Below are 21,088 nucleotides of genomic sequence, written 5' to 3'. Positions count from 1 at the left end.
AAAGCGTAACCTTTTGCGCCTACCTGAAATTACAATTCCGAAGACATACTATTAAAGACATAAAGAAATTATAATGCCTGATAAATTAAGACAAGAAATAAAACATTTTTTAGACGGAAAATATTCTCCAAAAGGACAAGAAATGTGGAACAAATGGTACGACCGTACCGATGATTTTTTTGAAAATATGGAAATGATTCAATCGAATCGTTCGAAACTTAAAAAAGAACTAAAAGCTATTAAGAATACCAATAACGTCATTTCGCTTCCATATAAAAACTGGGCCGTTGCTGCATCTTTAACCTTATTAATTGGTTTATCAATTTTCTTTTACCAATCATCCACATCGGTTGAGAACAAACAATTTGCCGTAAAACTCGGTGAACATGCCAAAATAAAATTAAGCGACGGAACTCAAATCTGGCTAAATGCAGGAAGCGTTTTAAAATATCCGAAAGAATTTAAAGGAGATACCAGAGAAGTTTACCTGAGCGGTGAAGCTTTTTTTGATGTTGCCAAAGACAAAAAACATCCTTTTATCATACATACCAATAAAATGGACACCAAAGTTCTTGGAACCAGTTTCAATGTTCAGGCCTATCCGGATCAAAGAACACAAGAAGTTTCGGTTTTAACCGGAAGAGTGAATGTAAAATCTACAGTTACAGAAGAAAATGTGTATGTAACTCCTGGCCAAAAAGCGGTTTTTAGATCTCAAAACAACAAACTGCAAGCTTTTAAAGATGTTCCTGTAAACACCATTTCGCTATGGCGGAAAAATATTATGGTATTTGAAGAAACACCCCTTGCAGAAGTTGTGGCGACCATAAACCGCAATTATAATGTGGCGATTGAAATCAAAAACAAAAATTTAAACGAATTAAAAATTAGCGCCTACTTCAAAGAATTACCAGCTGATCAAGTAATAGGGCTTGTTTGCAATATCATCAATGCTAATTATAAAATAGATTCTGGAATATATAAAATAGAATAAACGAATCAAAAATAAAACTACGTAGAAAACCCACAAACAAAACAATTAAAACTAAAAATTATGAATGAAAAACAAATGCGGAATACCGTAAAGTGTGAAAGCATAAGGACAATGGGAATCAAATTATTCCTCTTTATTACTTTATTTTTTGCATCATTAACAGTAAATGCCGGTAATGTTGACATTAACAAAAGAGTAACTTTAAAAGTTGAAAATGAAAGTATAAAAAATATTTTCCATAAAATTGAAAATCAAGCTGATGTGCATTTCATGTACGAGAGCAGTCAAGTAAACACAAATCAGAAATTAAGCTTAAGATTAAATAATGTAACACTTGAACAAGCACTCGACAAAATTTGCGGTGTTGCACTTCGATACGAAATTGTAAGCAATAATATCGTAATCAAAAAAAATCAGAAAGTTGCAAGTTCAGATCAGAATAAAATTACAGTTTCGGGAACTGTCTTTGGAGGAGATGACAATATGCCTTTGCCAGGTGTCGGAATTAAAGATAAAACTTCTGAAGCAACTGCAACTACAGATTTTGACGGAACATTCAAAATGGAAATCAATGCATCTGAAGCGACGCTTATTTTTTCATATGTAGGTTATGTAACTCAAGAAGTAAAAATAAACGGCACTCAAAACATTACGGTAAAACTAGCTGCTGATGTTAAGCAACTTCAGGAAGTAATTGTAATGGGATACGGAAGTGTGAAAAAAAATGAGGTTCTTGGAGCTGTTGGTACTGTTTCTATGAAAGAAAGCTCAAGCAGAACGTATAATAATGCTGCTGAATTATTGCAAGGAACTGTTGCCGGTGTAACGGTAATAAGCGACGGAGGTGATCCAACAGCTTCGCCAACAATTAATATTCGTGGAATTGGTTCTTTGAATGCCGAAACACCATTGATTGTTTTGGACGGAATTATCTACAGTGGTTCTTTAAATACGATAAATCCAAATGATATTGGCTCAATCAGTGTTTTGAAAGATGCGGCTTCTGCAGCAATTTATGGAGCTAGAGCTTCTGGCGGGGTGATTTTAATTACCTCTAAAAAAGGAGTTTCTGATCGTATTAATGTAAATGTAAACTATCAGGGAGGTTTTCAAAATGTAGCAAAAAAATTAGAAGTTTTAAATGCTGCAGAATATGCCGATGCAATGAATACTGCCACAGATAATGCAGGACTGCCTAGAATTCCTGCTTTTAATACTGCTTTTGAACCAACAGCAAGAACAACGAAGACAAACTGGATGGATGAAATTTTTCATACCGGAGAAATTCAGGATTTGTCTCTTTCTGTAAATGGAAAAACAGAAAAATCAAACTTCTTTCTTTCTGGAAGTTATAGAAAAAATGAGGGGATTTTGCTAAATACTTATTCAGAGCGCTATACTGTTAGAGCAAACTCTTCTTTTAAATTGGCGCCAAACTTTATTTTGGGCGAAAATTTATCGTACTCCTTGACAGATGGCCAGAGTGCTAATACGTCAAGTGCTTATACTGGAGCAATTTTGGGAGCTATTTTTTATCCGCCAAATGCTACTATTTATAAAGAAGATGGTTCGGGGCAATTTGGCGGTGTTCCTACAAAATATATTGGATCTTATGGAGATGTGATCAATCCTGTAGCATATTTGAAAAGATTGGACAATAGAAATCCGGTTTCTACAATTTTGATCAATCCGTATGCAGAATGGGAAATTATCGAAGGCTTAAAAGTAAAATCAAACTGGGGATATACCAGAATACAAGATAACGCAACAGATTTTACAGTTAAAATTACAGAACCTGGAAAAATTTTCGATTTCAATCGTCTGACTAAAAAATCTTTGACAATAAGTGATTTGTTGAGCGAACAGACAATTTCTTATGAGAAATCATTTGGAAAACACAATCTGAAAGCTTTAGCAGGATACACGTACCAAGAAACTAAAAGAGACTTTTATACCGTTGAAGGAACAGGATTTGACAATGAAGATCCATCGCAACGTTATTTATTGAATGCGAAATTAATTCAGCAGACCGGTGCAGGAATGTCAGATGAGATTATTTCATCTTATGTTGGAAGAATCAATTACGATTTTAATCAAAAATATTTATTATCCGGAATTGTACGTCGTGACGGAACATCAAAACTTTTATCTGAAAACCGCTGGAAAGTTTATCCTTCTGTTTCTGCAGGTTGGTTGATTTCCGAAGAAAGTTTTATGAAAAGCATCAATCCAATTGTAAGCAGTTTAAAATTACGTGCAAGCTGGGGAGAAATAGGAAACTTAGGAAATCTTGGACCATACCAGTTTAGTGTTCCTTTGACTCAAACTACAGCTTTAATTGGAGCGACTCCTGTTATCAACTACGGTTATTCTGAAAGAGAACTTTCAAATCCGAATTTAAAGTGGGAAAGTTCAGAACAGACAAACGTTGGTTTGGATTTCACCATGTTCAATAATACATTCTTAGGATCTGTTGATGCTTATGTAAAAACAAATAAAGATATGCTTGTCCGCGACCAATTGCCAGGTGTTTCAGGAACGCCGCAAGGAAGAATCGTGAACTCTGGTGATGTTGAAAATAAAGGTATTGAGGTTAGTTTGACATACCAAAAAACACGTGGTGAATTTAAATTTGATGTTACTGCAAATGCAGGATTCTTAAGCAACAGAATTGTTTCTATTAAAGATGATTTGACTTCACTTGAACCTTTGAATTTAAGCCGAGTTAGAAGTTTGCCGTTGGCGAATATCTATCAGGTGGGAAGTCCAGTTGGTGCTTTTTACGGATATCAAACTGACGGATTGTTTCAAAGTACTGCCGAAGCAAAAGCTTATGTAAACTCTAAAGGCGAAGTATATCAACCAAATGCTGTTGCTGGAGATATCAAATTTAAAGATCTTAACGGTGATGGCGTAATTAATAATAGCGACAGACATGTATTAGGAAGTCCGTTTCCAAAAACGACATTCAGCTTAAATGCAAACTTTAAATACAAAGGATTTGATATGAATATCTTTTTTAGTGGAGCTGCCGGAAATAGTGTTTTTAATGCAATAAAATATACTGGATTAAATGGTTCGTTCCCTGGCTACAATTTATTGGCAGAATCAAAAAATGCATGGTCACCGACAAATACAAATACTGATATTCCAGTACTTTCGGCAACCGATAACAATAACAACTTCGGAAGAATCTCGAACTTTTATATCGAAGATGCTTCTTTCTTAAGATTAAGAAACGTTTCTATTGGTTATACCATTAAAGATAGCTGGTTAAACGGAAAAGCAAAACTGAGATTCTTTCTTTCAGGACAAAACCTATTTACGATTACAAAATATTCAGGAATGGATCCAGAAGTTGGACTTACCAATTTTGGTCTAGACTTAGGCAAATATCCACTTTCTCGCATTTATATGACGGGTGTAAACGCAACATTTTAAAAATATAAAACTAACAAAATGAAAAATTTAAGTCTATTAGTATTAAGTTTTGTGCTGTTGGTAAGCACTTCAGCTTGCGAAAGCGAACTTGATGTGATTCCACAAGGAGCGCCTTCAAGCGGGAATTTCTGGAAAACTCCAGCAGATGCAAAGGCGGGAGTAAATGCAATGTATGCTTTATATTCTGATGACAATATGTACGGTCGCGGTTTTTTCTGGCTTAACAATGCCAGTGATGATATCGGAACAAAACCAAGACAAAATGCAGAACGTATCAAAAACTTTATTGTTGACGGAGCAGAATCAGATACTAAAGATATTTGGAGACTACACTACGAAGTCATGAAACGCTGTAATGATGTCATTCGCAATATTCCGAATATTCCTTTGGATGAAAAAACAAAAAACGGAATGTTGGGAGAAGCTTATTTTAATCATGCTGTAATGCATTTGGAATTAGCTTACCATTATGGAGATGACCGTGCAGGAATTCCAATTCAAGACCGAACAAATCCATCAAACGTTTATGTGCCTCGTGCAAAAAACGTAGCTGAAAATTACGCTTATATTGCTGCCGATTTGATTAAAGCTGCTGATTTGCTTCCGTACTTCAATGAATTGTCACCTGACAATTATGGCCGTGCTCATAAAACTGCGGCTTGGGGATATTTAGTTCGCACCTATTTGTATGCTAAAGATTGGGATAATGCAATTAAATACGCCAATTTGATTGTAAACAGTGGCAAACACAAGTTGCTAGACAATTTTGAAGATGTTTTCAAAATCAAAAATAACTGGTCAACAGAATATATCTGGTCTGTAACATCAAGTGCTGATAATACTTCTTTAGGTTCTATTTTTCCTGGAGTATGTCTAGAAGATAAAGGATGGGGAGCTTATAACGGATGGGGAAATTTCTACCCAACAAAAGAATTGTTTGATGCCTATGCTCCAACTGATAAAAGACGTGGCGCTACTATTTTACAAAAAGGAGACAAATTCGTTTATTTTGGCGAGGAAGTGACTTTTAATGAAGGAAAATATACTGTAAGTTCAAGCAACAGAACAGGATATCAGTTTAAAAAATACATGGAGCCTTTCAGTTATCCAAAAACGGGATCTGGAGCTGTAGATATTCGTTACGTAAATGCAAACGGAGACAAACCTTCAACAACTTTAAATGTACCGCTTTTGCGCTATGCTGATGTGATTCTGATGTTGGCTGAAGCCAAATTAATGAAAGGCCAAAATGCAGATACCGAAATCAATATGATTCGTCGTCGTGCCGGACTTGGAGATCTTTCAGGAGCTACAATGACCGACTTGAAAAGAGAAAGAAGATGTGAATTAGCAGGAGAATGGACAGATCGCCACTTTGATTTAGTGCGCTGGGGCGATGCAAAAGAAACCTATGCAAAACCATTGCATCATTATAACGGAAGCGTAATTTACCCAGCACGTAATTTCAATCCAGCGATTCACCACGTTTGGCCTATTCCGCCAGATGAAATTGCTGTAAGCAAAGGATCATTGACTCAAAACCAGGGTTGGTAACAAATAGTTTCATTTTTTGTTGTTAGTTTTTTTTACGCTGCAGTCTTAGTCAGGAGACTGCGGTTGTAAAAAAGTAAAGTTTGTCATTCCGAGGAACGAGGAATCGCACTAGAAATTCCGCATAGAATCCCACAATCTTTGTCGAATCCCGAGTGCGATTCCTCGTTCCTCGGAATGACAAATAAAACTTAATATTTTTCACTATGTGCATTTAAAAAGGTGAAACCCCTTTATGAATAAAGAAAAGCTATGTTTCTGTGTGTTAAAAATAAATAACATAAACCAATTTCTAATAAAGCTACCTACAGCTTTAAAAGAATCAAATCAATTTTCGATGAAAAAAATAATCACCCTTTTTTGCCTTCAGTTTTTCTTTTTTGCGCAAGCGCAGGAATACAGTTCTTCCAATATTCATTCTCATAACGATTATGAAAGCAAACTGCCTTTTTATGGCGCTTATTCTAATGAAACCGGCGTTATCGAAGCCGATGTTTTTTTTGTAAATAATGAGTTATTTGTTGCTCATACTTCAAAAGAGATCAAAAATTACAACACGCTTAAAAGTTTATATCTTGAACCACTTTCTTCTAAATTAAAAACATTAGAAGGAAAAGCCTATCCAAGCAACAAGCCTTTAATTTTAATGATCGATATTAAGTCTGATGCTGATGCTACCTTGAAAACAATTGTGCAACAGTTAAAAACTTTTCCCGACATCATTTCGAATAAAAATATAAAAGTGGTCATTTCAGGAAATAGACCGCTGCCTTCTCTTTGGAAAGATTTTCCTGATTTCATTTATTTTGATGGAAGAATAAACGAAGAATACACGCCAGATCAACTAGCTCGTGTGGAAATGATTAGTGAAGATTTAAAAGAAATTACCATTTGGAACGGAAAAGGAGTATTGACCCAGGCTGATTCTGAAAAAATTCAGGCAATCATAAAGAAAGTCCACAGTCAAAACAAAAAAGTGCGATTTTGGGCAACACAAGACAATGTGAATACTTACATGACTTTAATGAATTTAAAAGTCGATTTTATTGGAACTGATAAAGTCGCTGAATTGACTCAATTCATTAACAGCATTAAAACTACGTTTTACCAGAATACAGATTTTCACCAAGCTTATGTCCCAAAAAATGCATTCAAAAATAAACGCCCTAAAAATGTTATTTTGCTTATTGGCGACGGAATGGGACTAACTCAGATTTATGCTGGTTATACGGCAAACAAAGGACAGTTAAACCTTTTTAACATTCCAACTCAAGGATTTTCTATCACAAAAGCATCAGACAGCTATATTACCGATTCTGCTGCGGGCGCAACAGCAATGGCAACGGGACACAAAACCAACAATAGATTTATCAGTGTCGATGAACTAGGAAAACCGCTTGAATTAATTACACAACAATTATCCAAGAAAAACTATAAAACTGCCATTATCTCTGCAGGAAACATTACAGATGCAACACCCGCAGCGTTTTATGCGCATCAACCAGAAAGAAGTTACAGCGAACCTATAGCAAATGATTTTTTAGCAAATCCTTCGGATATTTTAATTGGAGGAGGACAAAATGAATTTAAATCCCGAAAAGACGGCAAAGATTTATCTAAAATTTTGACTGAAAAAGGATATACTTTTTCGGATAAGTTTGCAAGTTTAGATACAATAAAAAACAGCCAATTTGTAGTTTTAGAAGATCAAGCTGTGGTTTCAATCAAAAACGGAAGAGGAAATTTTCTAACTAAATCTTTAGCGAAAGCAACTGCCACTTTCTCAAAAACCAAAAATCCGTTTTTTATCATGGCCGAAGGTGCGCAAATTGATTATGGCGGGCATCAGAATAATGTAGAATATGTTGTACGAGAAATGTTGGATTTTGATAAAGTAGTAGGACAAGCAATGGAATTTGCAGACAAAAATCCAGAAACCTTAATAATCGTAACAGCAGATCATGAAACGGGCGGATTATCGTTAATCGACGGAAGTATTGAAAAAGGTTATGTTCATGGAAGTTTTAGCACAAATGATCACACAGCAGTTCCGGTTCCTGTTTTTGCTTATGGGCCTGGAGCTGATAATTTTAAAGGTGTTTATCAAAATACTGCTATTTATGATAAAATCATGGAATTGATTTCTGGAAAATAATCTTTAAGAAGCATTTAAAATTAAAGAGCGGTTGAATTTTTCAATCGCTTTTTTTTATAAACATACAAAAACAGCAACCACATGATTTAGAAAGCAGGATGGTACAGGATATTTGTTTCTAAACAAACTACTACTTTAGAAACAATTAGTCTATAATTTGTCTCAGCTATATGAAAACTCCTCTTACTGCTTCTTCCCTATTATTCTATAGATACATTTTTAGCTTGTGTTTGTTTTTTATCACAATCAACACTATTTGGGCATTTCCAGAAACAACTTTCAATGTTAAGAGTTATGGTGCCAAAGGCGATGGCACTACACTTGATACTGATGCTATAAACAATACAATAATAGCAGCCGCAAAAGCAGGCGGTGGCACAGTATATTTCCCAGCAGGAACTTATCTAAGTTACTCTATCCGTTTGAAAAGCCATATTGCACTTTATCTAGATCAAGGAGCCACTCTTATTGGCGCTTCACCTGATGGAGAGATTGGTTATGATGCACCAGAACCAGCTTTAAATGATCAGTTTCAGGATTTTGGACATAGTCATTGGCGCAATAGTTTGATTTGGGGCGAAAATCTAGAAGATATTTCGATTCTTGGACCAGGAATAATTCACGGAAAAGGATTGTCCCGAAGTGGACCTTTTAAGGCACCAATCGGGAATAAGGCAATTGCACTTAAACTTTGCCGAAATGTAACACTGAAAGATTTTACTATACTATTTGGCGGTCATTTTGGTATTCTTGCCACTGGCGTTGACAATCTTACGATCGACAATCTAAAAATTGACACCAATCGTGACGGAATAGATATTGACTGTTGCAAAAATGTTCGAATATCAAACTGCACCGTAAATTCTCCTTGGGATGATGGAATTTGTCTTAAGAGTTCATTTGCCCTCGGCTACTCCCGGCCTACTGAAAATGTCACCATAACAAATTGCAGCGTAAGCGGTTTTGATCGTGGCACTTTTTACAATGGCACTTACTTACGCAATGAAGGACATTTAGTTCCAGATAAAGAAGGCCCTACTGGGAGAATCAAGTTTGGTACAGAATCAAACGGTGGTTTTAAAAATATTGCTATAAGCAATTGCACATTTGAAAACTGTCGCGGACTTGCACTCGAAACCGTTGACGGTGGCATATTAGAAGATGTAACTATTACCAATATAACCATGCGAGATATTGTCAACTCTCCTATTTTTCTTCGTCTTGGTGGTCGAATGAGAGCGCCAGATGGCACTCCCATTGGCGTGTTGCGTCGTATAAATATCAGCAACATAAATGTATATAATGCCGATTCCCGTTTTGCGACTCTTATAAGCGGAATCCCTAATCATCCAATTGAGGACATTCGCCTTAGCAATATCAGTATCTGGTATCGAGCTCTTGATTCTTTGGAAACCAATGTACAGCAAGAAGTTCCTGAATTTGAAAAAGCCTATCCCGAACCACAAAAATTTGGAATATTGCCTGCTTATGGATTTTTTATTCGGCATGCAAAAAACATGGAACTTATGAATATCAATCTTTATTTGTTAGGGAAAGAAATGCGCCCCGCTATAATGCTAACAGATATAGAAAATATAAAAATGCGTAATGTAAATGTGCCAGAAAATCGAAAATCAGGAATCCTTGTCTTAAAAGATGTTAGCGAATTTTCCATTAAAGACAGCAAACCTTTCAAAGATTTAGAAATTCAAAAAACAACAACGAAAACATTTTAGAAATGAAAGTCATTTTGAAAATCAAATTTCTCTTGCTAATTAGTGCTTTCTTATTTTTAAGTTCAAAGTCATATTCCCAAGAAGATAGAGGCTATAAAATATATCAGTTTCCAGCCAATATGATTCCAAGAATTGATGGCAATACAGAGGATTGGGATGCTTTTCCTGCAGAATATATTGTAGGAACAGACCAATTGTGGGATGATTCAAAACATTATCCAAAGACAGATCCTTCAAATTTAGATGTAAAAGTGAGAGTAGCATGGGTAAAAGGCCTAAACCGATTATACTTTTTATATGAAGCTTATGATGATTATTGGGATTTTTCTTTACCCGATCTCCACAATGATATTTTTGAAATTGTAGTAGATGGCGATCTCTCTGGTGGCCCTTTAACTGATCAACTACATTTGAATCAAGACCTTTCTTGGCGCCAACGCTATTTTGATTTTCACGGTGTACACGCACAGAATTACCACATCTTTACGCCGGCTGTTGGCAAAGATTGGGCGCTTGCATGGGGCAGTCAGCCATGGATCAAAAAAATGCCTTATTCAAATATTGCCTATTCCTATAACTTTAAGCCTGGCGAACCCGGAAAACTTATTGCAGAATTTTGGATTACACTTTTTGATTATGCTGGCGAAAGCCCGGAAAGAGCCGTCGAATCTAATTTGTATGATAATAAAAAAATTGGACTTACTTGGGCGGTAATTGATTATGATGATGTAAACGACGAAAAGAAAAAAGGCTTTTGGAACCTATCTAAAAATCACAAAATGTATGGCAACTCAAGTTTGGGAACCATTTTTACCTTACAACCACTTGACCAGAAATATCAGAAAGCATTTGATGCGAAATGGTCATTTAAAGTGACAAATATGAACAAACGACAGGTATCATTTATAGACGAAAGTACGGGCAAGATTACTAAATGGCATTGGGATTTTGGAGATGGCACCACTTCAAATGAACAAAATCCTATTCATGAATATAAAAATGCCGGCAAATATATTGTAATACTCGATATCGAAGGACCTTCAGGAAAAGCGCGTATGGCGAATGTTTGGGATGTCGCAGTCTATTAAGTTAAGATAGAAATAAACAAAAGCATTTTGTTCTATACAATCTGATTTTCAATACATTTTTTCGCTAATGATGACTCACGTATAATTAACTCTGCTTTTAATACGTCTTTTTTAAATGATTTGTTTTCCTCTTTGCTATCTAGCAGAAATAGCATCTTTTCTATAAGTTTAGCAGAAATTTCAGAAAGAGGTTGAGATACGCAGGTAATCGAAGTTGGGCATAAACGGAACATATCGTGATCATCGAAAGAAATTATTCCAAGTTTTTTTAATAAATGATAATCATTATCCTTAAAAGTCTCTAACCCGTGTTGTGCAAGATAATTCGTGGAGAAAAAAACAGAATCTAGATCCGTATTTTTATTGAAAAAATCGCTTATGTATTCTTTTCCATCCATCAATTTGTCTTCTGGGATTCGCAAGATTGCAGGATTTAATCCGTGCGCCGCAATAGCTTTTTCATATCCTTGCAAACGATCTCTCAACTGAGACTGATTGGATGTTGTTGTAACAAAACCAATATTCTTAAACTGATTGTCAATCAAATGCGTTACAGCATCGTTTGAAGCGCGCTCGTTATCAATTCCAACATAATTGCAAGCTAGATCATCAAAAAATCGATCCATTAAAACAACTGGAATATCATTTTTTATAAGTCCTTCGATCGTATCTTTTATTCCTGGGGATGGAACAATTATAAATCCATCAACTTGCCTGAAATGAAACAATTCTATAAGTTCTCTCGATCTCTCGTCATTATTCTCGTTACTGCAAAATATAACTTTATAGCCTTTTTCATAAATCATATCTTCAAAGATCCTTGCCAATTTCGAGAAAAAACTATTTGAAATATCTTCAACCATGAAAACCAGGATTTTTGATTTTCCTGTTCTAAGACTCTGGGCAATTAAATTGGGTCTATAATTTATTCGTTTCGCATAATCGAGCACTTTTTTCGTCACTTCTTTTGAAATATGCTTTTCTGCAGCTTTACCGTTCAATACAAAAGAAACCGTCGTTATTGAAATCTTCAATTCGTCGGCAATATTCTTTATAGAAACGGTTTTGCTTTTCATTAAAATAAGTTAAAATATTTTGGTACTAGACTATGTGAAAGTATGGTTAATGATATTTTCAAAATTTATTTTACAAAAACAAATATATAAAATATTTTACCATTAAATATTTTATTATTAAAATATTTTAATAATAAAACTATAAACGAATTGACTCTATTGTTTTCAAATAAAGCCAATTATACTTTTAAAAATCTAAAATTTGATTACAACTGATCTTTTTTACCTTCCTTTAAATTCAAATCATAAAAAGCGCGTCCAAGTTGTGCAAGAAAAGGCAATCCTATCTTTTCGTATTCATAAATCCCATCATTGAAAATTTGGTCTTCGTTGACCAATAAAGTAGCACTGAGAATAAATTCGACATGATTAACTTCATCTACAATGTAAGCGCAATCGACTAATGTTCCGTAAGCATCACCAACTTTATTATATATTTTTATGTTACTTGGAATTGGGTCTTTTGTATCGCCAAACATTAAAAACTTGCAGTATCCGTCGTAATATTCTTTTGGATTAAAACCTGCATTTCTAGGCAAATTCTGCATATCAAACAAAAGAAGTTCTCTGTTCTCTTTTGACAAATCAAAACGTTCTTTGCTTGAAAAATTATTCGGGAAAACAATTCTTTTCATAACTCCGTGCAAAGTTTCTAACGGAAGATAATTTTTTCTGCTAAAATCCATTGGAGAATTAACCAGTTTATCGTCTTCAAGATAGCCCTTCCCTTTTAACGTTTTATTTAATTTCAACGGAATAATTTTGCTATCGTTAACACTTGGAATGATTATTTTTTCACCATCTTTTTTATAAAACGTTATTTTTTTTGTCTGCGAAGCTCCTGAGTTCGGAGTTGATAAACGATGATTTACTTGAACTTCTTTTAATCCTTTTTCATGGAGTTTTGAATTAATATAATCGCGTCCCATAAATTCATAAAAATCATTACTTGCCTCATTTGAACTCACCGCAAAAATTTTACGCAAATTGTCTGAAAAAGATGCTTTGGTTGTATCATTATCAACGGTAAAAACGGTATTTACATCAACATCTTTCATCTTGTTCAATTTTTCCAAAGCCAGCACTGCAATCGGAAGTTTTACTGTACTTGCCGGGTAAAAATAATTTGAAGCATCGACGTTGTATTTGTAATCTTTTAAAATAACTTTTCCATCGCTTTTTCTTTTTATCGAAGTATAAATAATCTGCAATTCATAATGTTCCGGCTGTTCTGCCACTTTTTTAATAGCACTGTTATCACTTTTTAAAATTTGAGTAATAGGACTATTTTTTGCTGATTTACAACCTGAAAGAAAACATAGAAGACAAAATAAAAAAAGGAATTTATTCATAAAATTTATTTTAGCAGTTCGGTTCATATTCAATTGAATTAATATTTAAAAAGGAAGGCATTTCTACCTTCCTTTTCTATTAAATTATTTACAAAAACAATCTTCATCAATAATCTACAAGTAAAATTAAATTTACTAAAAAATAACCATTTTATTGAATTCGACTGGTGCAATTGATAACCAAACCATTAAGCACTCAACTTAGGTAAATGAAATAATTTAACATTGATTTTTTATTATGCTTTTTCAGAATAATCTAAATCTACAGAGAAAGTTTCTTTTAATTGTGACAAAGCCAACAATGAAATTATAGATAATAAAGATCCCACGACCATTCCCGATTTGATAATATCTCCTTCAAAAATCGAATCTCTGAAATAAGAGTAAATCAAGATGATCAAGGGAAGCGACCCTCTCACAAAATTTGGTGCCGTTGTAGTAACCGTTGCCCTAATATTTGTTCCAAATTGCTCTGCTGCAATGGTTACAAAAAGTACCCAATACCCAACAGAAACTCCCATTAAAAGACAAAGAAAGTAAAACACATTTGTTGAAATAGCAGAAACATTCAGATAAACAAATACCATTAATAGGTTGAAAGCCAAAAACCAATACATTACTTTTTTTCTGCTTTTCAGCCACTGACTCAAAAGTCCGCTGGCGATATCTCCAAAAACCAATCCTGCGTAACAAAATGCAATCGCTTTGCCGGCTTCAATCGTTTCGGCTTGCTGTATGTTTAATGCTTTTGCAAATTCAGGGGAAAATGTAATCAATACGCCAACCAAAAACCATAGAGGCATTCCGATCAAAATACAGTTTATGTATTTAAAAAATCGCTTTCTATCTGTAAATAAGGACAAAAAATCTCCTTTCTTTTCATTCTCTTCCTGAACTCTTTTAAAAATTCCTGATTCTGTAATGCTGATTCTCAAAAACAATAATAAGATTCCTAAAACGCCACCTGCATAATAACACAAACGCCAGTCTTGGAAAACTTCATAAATTATATAAGCGGCAACTGCTCCAGAAACTCCAACCGAAGCTACAATCATAGTTCCGTAACCACGTTTTTCCTTTGGCAAAGATTCTGCTACAAGTGTGATTCCGGCGCCTAATTCTCCTGCAAGTCCAATTCCTGCGATCAATCTCCAAAAAGCATAACCATCAATTGTGGTTACCATTCCGTTAGCAATATTAGCAACAGAATAAATCAGAATAGAGCCAAACAAAACTGAAATTCTTCCTTTTTTGTCTCCAAGAATTCCCCACAGAATTCCTCCAAACAACATTCCGAACATCTGCATACTGATGAGATACTCGCCTTGATTTCGGATGGCATCGCCAGTAATTCCTAAATCCTTGAGGCTATCTGTTCGGACAATTCCGAATAATAAAAGATCATAAATGTCAACAAAATAACCTAAAGCAGCTACAATAACGGCAGCATTTAAAATCGACTTTGGTTCTTTGGTTTGGAGCTTTGAAAAGAATTTCATAATTGGTTTTGGTTTGATAGTGTTTAGTAGTAAATAACCGTTGTGTACAATTTATTTAACACATAGAATCATAGTTTAACTCTCTGTAGAAAAGGCGTTCCACTTGTATTAACACACATAGTTATCTATGTGTGAAAGCTGGCTTTTTTTATTACCTTCAAAATGGAGAAGAAAAAATCTATGTTTCTATGTGTTAGAATGTATTTTTTTAAAATTACATCCAACGGAATAGTAAATATAAAAATTAATGTGCAATCCAGATATCTTCAATTTCTTCAAGAGATTTTCCTGTGGTTTCAGGGACATAAAAACGTGTTATCAAAAGATATGGAATACACATTACTGCAAAAATCCAAAATGAAATTGCTGGACTTAATGATTCTAATAATACTGGCGTTAGTTGTCCGATAAGATAAGAACCTATCCATAGCGAAAAACCTGCCATTGACATTGCCAATCCGCGCACTTTTACTGGATACATTTCTGAAATCAACACCCAGATTACCACGCAGATAGAAATTGCACAAAAGAAAATATATCCGATAATTAGGTACAACAAAATATTTGGATTGTTGAAACCTAAATAGAAATAAGCCCCAATAGCAATAAGCATTACAAACATTCCTGTTACGCCAATATATACAAGTTTTTTTCTTCCAATTTTATCTACTAAATACATTCCTAAAATAGTTGAAAGCACATTCACGACTCCAATTACGATTTGAAAATCTAATGAGCCTTGCGAAGCCATTCCTGCTTCTTTGAAAATTATTGGTCCGTAATAGAAAATCACATTAACTCCCATAAACTGTCCCAAAATCGCCAAACTCATCCCAATAAATAAAGCCGTCCTATAACCTGGTTGAAATAATATTCTCCAGTCTGTTTTTTCTTTATTTAAAAGTGATTTTTGGTTGTTTTCGATTTGTTCTTTAGCTTCATCTGCACCAAATAATTGTGTTAATGTTTTTTCGGCTGCAGCCAAATTATTCTTAGAAATCTGCCATCTTGGACTTTCTGGAATAAAGAAGATGATTATAAAAAATAAAAGAGATGGAACACCACATAATCCCAACATTCCTCTCCAATATTCTGTCTGGAAAATAACTGTTGCCCATTGCGCTTCAAAATGGCCTGATGTTGCCCACGCCAAAACTTTAGCATTCGCAAAATACGAAGCCACAATACCAATTGTGATTGCCAATTGATAAAGTGTTACCAAAGTTCCTCTAAAACGTGCCGGCGAAACTTCTGAAATATATAAAGGAGAAACAATTGAAGCTACTCCGATTCCCATTCCGCCAAGGATTCTCGCCCAGATTAACATTTCAAAACTCGAAACAAACATACATCCAACTGCCGAAGTTGTAAAAAGCGCGGCAGCCAAAAGCATTGTCCATTTGCGTCCTAAAAGATCGGCGATTTTGCCTGCAAAGGCTACTCCAATAATAGAACCAATTAAAGCACAACCAACGTACCAACCCACTGAAACATTATCAAGTGAAAATTGTTTGGTTACTTGCTCTATAGTTCCAGAAATAACAGCTACATCATATCCGAAAAGAAATCCTCCTATAGCGCCAATAACCGACAGGAAAATTATATACTTAATATTCTCTTTTTGATTCATTTTTTTATTTGTGATTAAAATTTTAAGACTTTATTATTTGATACCAAAATACTCTTTGTATCTGTCGTACAAATGACCTGCCTGCAAATAAGCAGATTGCGGACTCATAAAGTGTGAAAATTCAAAAGTGATTCCTTTTTGGTATCCTGCTCTTTGTGCAGCTTCTAATTTTAATCTCAATTTTTCAAATTTGATTGGGAAAAATTTGATTGGCATGTCTCTGTCAAAAGTCTCCGCATTTGTCCAGCATTCCAAACCATATTTATCTCCAAGTTTTTTATTTACAGAGAAAAAAGCATCTAATTCATCATAATCAATATGCCCGTCTTGAAACGCACAAGCATCAACAGCACCTTTGATTCCGTCAAAAATTTCGCCCCACTCCTTTTCATGTTCCTGAACTGAAACTGCATCTTCTTTAGAAAGTTTTCCTGAAGCAGCCATTACTGCTTTTTTGCCGTCAATCCAAGGCGACATAAAGGTTGGCAAACCTCCAGAAACATCTTTACACAACTGACCTAAAGTTCTGAATGATTCAATTGCACCTTTGGTTTTACGGCTAATTTCTCCACTTAAATACCAACCTGCAAAACTTTTGTAATGTCCGTACTTTTTCCAAACTTCCTCGATAACAAATTTATTGGCTTCGATTTCAGTTGTCATATCTCCCGTATCCCAATAAACACCAGAATCATATAATCCGAAATAAAACTTCATTTTATGCTTGTCAGCCAAACGCAGATACATATCCAAAAGATCAACGCCCGGTTTATAACAGCCTCTTTTATTGATCAAATAATCAGAATTATAGGTAATGAATTTTCTATAGCCTGAACGAATCATGATAACGGTATCAATACCAATAGCCTTCATGTGCGCAAAATCTTGATCCCATTCTTTTTCTCCCCAGTTTTGATGCGGAATATCGTGTGAAATTTCGTCAAGGAAAGTTCCCGTAATTCGTAATGCATTTCCTTTTGGAACCAATAATTCTGGACGATCTTGTGTAATTAATTCTGGTCTTTCTTCAGTTTTTATAGCTGAAGCACTTTCAAAAGAACTCAATAAAGGAATACTCATTGCAGATGCCGCGCCCAATCCTAATTGGTTTAAAAAATCTCTTCTGGTTTTCATTTTTTATGTTTTTATAGCTTAGTAGTTAACTTCTTTATGCGTTATTATTTTTTAACACATAGAAACATAGATTTTGCAGTCTAAAAAAGGCGTTTCACTTGCATTAATGCACATAGTTCTATGTGTGAAAGCTGGCTTTTTCAATCATCTTAATTCAGGTTATAAAAAACTATGTTTCTATGTGTTTAATATTAATTTTAAATTTTATCTGGAACCAAAAATATCAATTGATTCGCCACTTTCACCAAATGGAGCTAAATTAAAGTAACTTTTTGCCGGGCATTGCATATCTGTAAAGCGTTTCGTATGCATTGGCGCTTTTACTACACTTCCATTTACAGAGCGAAACAAAAAAGTTTCTGTCCATTTTGCTCCCGTTACTTTTGCTGTAGTCGGTTGTGCTGGTTTTCCTTCATTTGCTACCTGATCAATGGCGTTTACACGTTTGTACTGTGCCATAAATGTTGGATCGTAGCCATCAACATCAAATATTTGCTCATATTTTTTTCCAGCACCTTCGACAATGAATTTTAGTTTTTTCGACTCTATCAACTGAATACTGATGGTAACCGTTTCTCCTGGATACCAATAATAAGCAGGTTCTGCAGGTGCATTCATGTAAAGTACTTTTTGTCCAGATCTATAACCTGTACGTCGCAAAAACGGGCGAAATGCTTTATGCTCTTTACTTACTGTGCCATCTGCTTCGCGAATTACTTCCCAAGTCAATCCGATATCGGTTTCTTGCTCATCAGAATTTCCGCCTAAATAAATTGAAGCATTGTCTAAATATGCGCCAGGTTTATTCGGATTTGTTCTTGAAGGATCGTACGTCAAAACTGGCAATACAACTGTTCCTCCAATTCCTAACCAATAATCTTTGCTGGAATAAGCTTTTCTGTAATAAGCTCCTGCAAAACAAGGACTCGAAGGCGCAGGCAATGTTTCTTTTTCAAATTTGGTTTTAATTTGTTCTTCTATGCTTGTTTTTACAGTTGGTTTCGACTGTGAATTGCTTTCAGAACAACCAGCCAGAAAAAGCATTGATGAAAGGGCGTATAATTGAAATAAGCAGCTTTTTTTCATGGTTATTTATATGGTATTAGTTAATTGAAATTTCGTCAACAAATAAAAATGTAGGCTGTCCCGCAGAATAGTGCCATTCTGGAATTTTCTCAAAAATTGGAGCCTTTATTTTAATAAACCTTGCGTCTTGTTTGGCAAAAACAGCTTTTAAATTTGTAATCTTTGGCCCATCCTCTTTTTGAGCGATTTTTAAATCTTGAGTATGAACTTCCTTAAAATTTATTCCGTCGTTTGAGATTAAAACCTGAAATTGTTTAGGTCCAAAAATCCAGTCGTTTGGAGACGTAAAACTATTCATAGTAACTTCTGAAATTTGTTGAACTGATTTCAAATCTATAGTTGCCTCAAAATCATCTTTGTAAAGTGCGATCCAGTCTCCCGTGCTAAAAGCTGTTGTTCCAGTTCTTCCGTCAACCAACGTTTTTCCGCCATTAAAACGATAACGATCAACAGGCTCATTTTTTAAAACAATAGGTTTTGCAGTCGCTTTGTTGAATTCAAACTTTTTGATGAAAACTTTGCTTTTATAATTCTCTGAAAGAACGGCAGCTTTTACAGTTACGGCGCTATTGACAATTATTCCTTCTGTATATTTTTTGCTTTGCAAAGTTGGTTCTGAACCATCCAAAGTATAATAAATAGGAAATTTGCTAGACGTTCTTAAATTTAAAATCAATTGACCATTTTCTGTATCTACTTTGTATTCTGGTGAAACCTCCAAAATATGTTTCGCATAATTGTAGTTCAGTTTATTATAGATCTTTAAAAAATCAGATAAACGATTCAAGAAATTACTGTAATTCTTTTTATCGGCATTTGTCCAAATCACTTCGCTTAAAGCGGCAAGTCTTGGCAAAATCATGTATTCTGTTTGCGCATCCGTATCAATATATTCTCTCCACAGGTTTGCTTGTGCGCCAATAACAAGTTTTCTTTCATTTTCGGTCAATCCATCTGGAATTGGTTCGAAGGAATAGACACGCTCTAAATTTGTAAAACCGCCAATTGCCAAAGGTTCAGAAGCTGCATCTGTACTTTGATAATAATCAAAATAAACATGCGAACTCGGTGTCATAATCGCTTTATGCCCTTGTTTAACAGCTTCTACTCCTGCTTGAGCACTTCTCCAAGACATTATCGTAGCATTTGGCGCTATTCCTCCTTCGAGTATTTCATCCCAGCCTATGACTTGTTTTCCTTTTGCATTTAAGAATTTTTCAATTCTAGACATACAATAACTCTGTAATTTTTCTTCAGCTGAATGTTTGCTGTCTTTTTGCAAACCCAATTCGGCGATTTTTGCTTGACATTTTGGGCATTTTTCCCATCTTTTTTTAGGGCATTCGTCACCTCCAATATGGAAATATTTGGAAGGAAAAAGCGGAATTAATTCTGTAAAAACTCCTTCTAAAAAAGTAAAAGTCTTTTCGTTTCCAAGACAAAGAACATCGTCTGAAACTCCCCATTTTTTATACACTTCATATCCTTTTCCAACACAACCCAATTCTGGATAAGATGCCAAAGCCGCAACCATATGACCCGGCAAGTCAATTTCGGGAATAATAGTAATGAAGCGTTTTTGTGCATACGCAACAATTTCTTTTATCTGTTCTTGTGTATAAAATCCTCCGTGCGGTTTCCCATCATAAACTCCAACCTGTTTTCCTACTTGTGTCTCTGTTCGTACAGATCCTATTTGAGTTAATTTTGGATACTTTTTAATTTCGACACGCCATCCTTGATCATCGGTTAAATGCCAATGAAAAGTATTAATATTGTGCAAAGCCAGCAAATCAATATATTTTTTGACAAATTCTGCTGATGCGAAATGACGCGCAACATCCAAATGCATGCCACGATAAGCAAATCGCGGATAATCTGTAATTTGTACACTTGGAAGTTCAATAACCGATTTAGTTTCGTTTTCCAACAATACTTTTCGCAAAAGCTGCACACCATAAAAAGTTCCTGCACTTGTTGCTCCATCAATCAAAATTTGATTCTGATTAACTGCGAAATTGTATGCTTCTTTATTATCATTTTTGAAATTATCTTGTAAAATAATTCCATTAGCTTTCGGATTTTCTGTTGAAATTTCAATTTTTAATCCATTTGCAATCTGAATGTATTCTGATAAAAAAACAGCAATCTGCTTTAAATTGTCATTCTTTTTTGGATAAAATATTTTTGAATCTGAATTGAGGATGAAAGGCTTTCCTTCGACCTCATTTATTCGTTGCGCCAACGGAATTGTACGATAAACGTCCCACTTATTCCCCTGTGCAGAAAGCATCAGAGCATTTAAAAAAAGAACAAAACAGATTATATTTTTTTTCATAATACTAT

Annotated in this window: 13 protein-coding genes; 6 read left to right on the top strand and 7 right to left on the bottom strand. The window is 34.8% G+C overall.

Annotated elements, in window-relative coordinates; all coding sequences use genetic code 11:
• The first annotated feature begins 73 nt into the window (after positions 1 to 73).
• From EYY60_RS03485 to EYY60_RS03460, 6 genes are all read left to right on the top strand, one after another.
• A complete protein-coding gene (locus tag EYY60_RS03485; protein WP_132988012.1) occupies positions 74 to 994 on the top strand; it encodes a FecR family protein in 921 nt (306 codons plus the stop codon).
• A 60-nt stretch (positions 995 to 1,054) separates the two neighbouring features.
• On the top strand, positions 1,055 to 4,435 hold the full coding sequence (locus EYY60_RS03480) for a TonB-dependent receptor (RefSeq protein WP_132988011.1): 3,381 nt from the start codon (positions 1,055 to 1,057) through the stop codon (positions 4,433 to 4,435).
• Between the two features lie 18 nt (positions 4,436 to 4,453).
• A complete protein-coding gene (locus EYY60_RS03475) occupies positions 4,454 to 5,989 on the top strand; it encodes a RagB/SusD family nutrient uptake outer membrane protein (protein WP_132988010.1) in 1,536 nt (511 codons plus the stop codon).
• A 334-nt stretch (positions 5,990 to 6,323) separates the two neighbouring features.
• Positions 6,324 to 8,141: an alkaline phosphatase gene (locus EYY60_RS03470; RefSeq protein WP_132988009.1), complete on the top strand. Its 1,818-nt coding sequence runs from the start codon at positions 6,324 to 6,326 to the stop codon at positions 8,139 to 8,141.
• A gap of 170 nt (positions 8,142 to 8,311) precedes the next feature.
• Entirely contained in the window at positions 8,312 to 9,877 is a 1,566-nt protein-coding gene (locus EYY60_RS03465; protein ID WP_132988008.1) for a rhamnogalacturonidase, read from the top strand.
• A 2-nt stretch (positions 9,878 to 9,879) separates the two neighbouring features.
• Entirely contained in the window at positions 9,880 to 10,965 is a 1,086-nt protein-coding gene (locus EYY60_RS03460; protein ID WP_132988007.1) for a PKD domain-containing protein, read from the top strand.
• A gap of 32 nt (positions 10,966 to 10,997) precedes the next feature.
• On the opposite strand, the gene EYY60_RS03455 is transcribed toward EYY60_RS03460, so the two are convergent.
• From EYY60_RS03455 to EYY60_RS03425, 7 genes are all read right to left on the bottom strand, one after another.
• Entirely contained in the window at positions 10,998 to 12,041 is a 1,044-nt protein-coding gene (locus tag EYY60_RS03455) for a LacI family DNA-binding transcriptional regulator (RefSeq protein WP_132988006.1), read from the bottom strand.
• Positions 12,042 to 12,247: 206 nt separating this feature from the next.
• On the bottom strand, positions 12,248 to 13,393 hold the full coding sequence (locus EYY60_RS03450; protein WP_132988005.1) for a serine hydrolase: 1,146 nt from the start codon (positions 13,391 to 13,393) through the stop codon (positions 12,248 to 12,250).
• A 236-nt stretch (positions 13,394 to 13,629) separates the two neighbouring features.
• Positions 13,630 to 14,892, bottom strand: a complete 1,263-nt coding sequence (locus EYY60_RS03445) for an MFS transporter (protein ID WP_132988004.1) — start codon at positions 14,890 to 14,892, stop codon at positions 13,630 to 13,632.
• 244 nt (positions 14,893 to 15,136) lie between these two features.
• The gene (locus tag EYY60_RS03440) at positions 15,137 to 16,522 is read right to left on the bottom strand and encodes a sugar porter family MFS transporter (RefSeq protein WP_132988003.1); all 1,386 of its coding nucleotides are present in this window, start codon (positions 16,520 to 16,522) and stop codon (positions 15,137 to 15,139) included.
• A 33-nt stretch (positions 16,523 to 16,555) separates the two neighbouring features.
• Positions 16,556 to 17,656 carry a DUF4434 domain-containing protein gene (locus tag EYY60_RS03435; RefSeq protein ID WP_132988002.1) on the bottom strand — a complete coding sequence of 367 codons (1,101 nt, stop codon included), beginning with the start codon at positions 17,654 to 17,656 and terminating at the stop codon, positions 16,556 to 16,558.
• A 204-nt stretch (positions 17,657 to 17,860) separates the two neighbouring features.
• On the bottom strand, positions 17,861 to 18,742 hold the full coding sequence (locus tag EYY60_RS03430) for a hypothetical protein (RefSeq protein ID WP_132988001.1): 882 nt from the start codon (positions 18,740 to 18,742) through the stop codon (positions 17,861 to 17,863).
• A gap of 16 nt (positions 18,743 to 18,758) precedes the next feature.
• Positions 18,759 to 21,080 carry a glycoside hydrolase family 20 protein gene (locus EYY60_RS03425; RefSeq protein WP_132988000.1) on the bottom strand — a complete coding sequence of 774 codons (2,322 nt, stop codon included), beginning with the start codon at positions 21,078 to 21,080 and terminating at the stop codon, positions 18,759 to 18,761.
• Positions 21,081 to 21,088: the final 8 nt, after the last annotated feature.

It is taken from the genome of Flavobacterium zhairuonense (assembly GCF_004352915.1).
In the GTDB taxonomy this organism is placed as follows: Bacteria; Bacteroidota; Bacteroidia; order Flavobacteriales; family Flavobacteriaceae; genus Flavobacterium; species Flavobacterium zhairuonense.
This window is presented reverse-complemented; position numbering and strand designations above follow the sequence as displayed.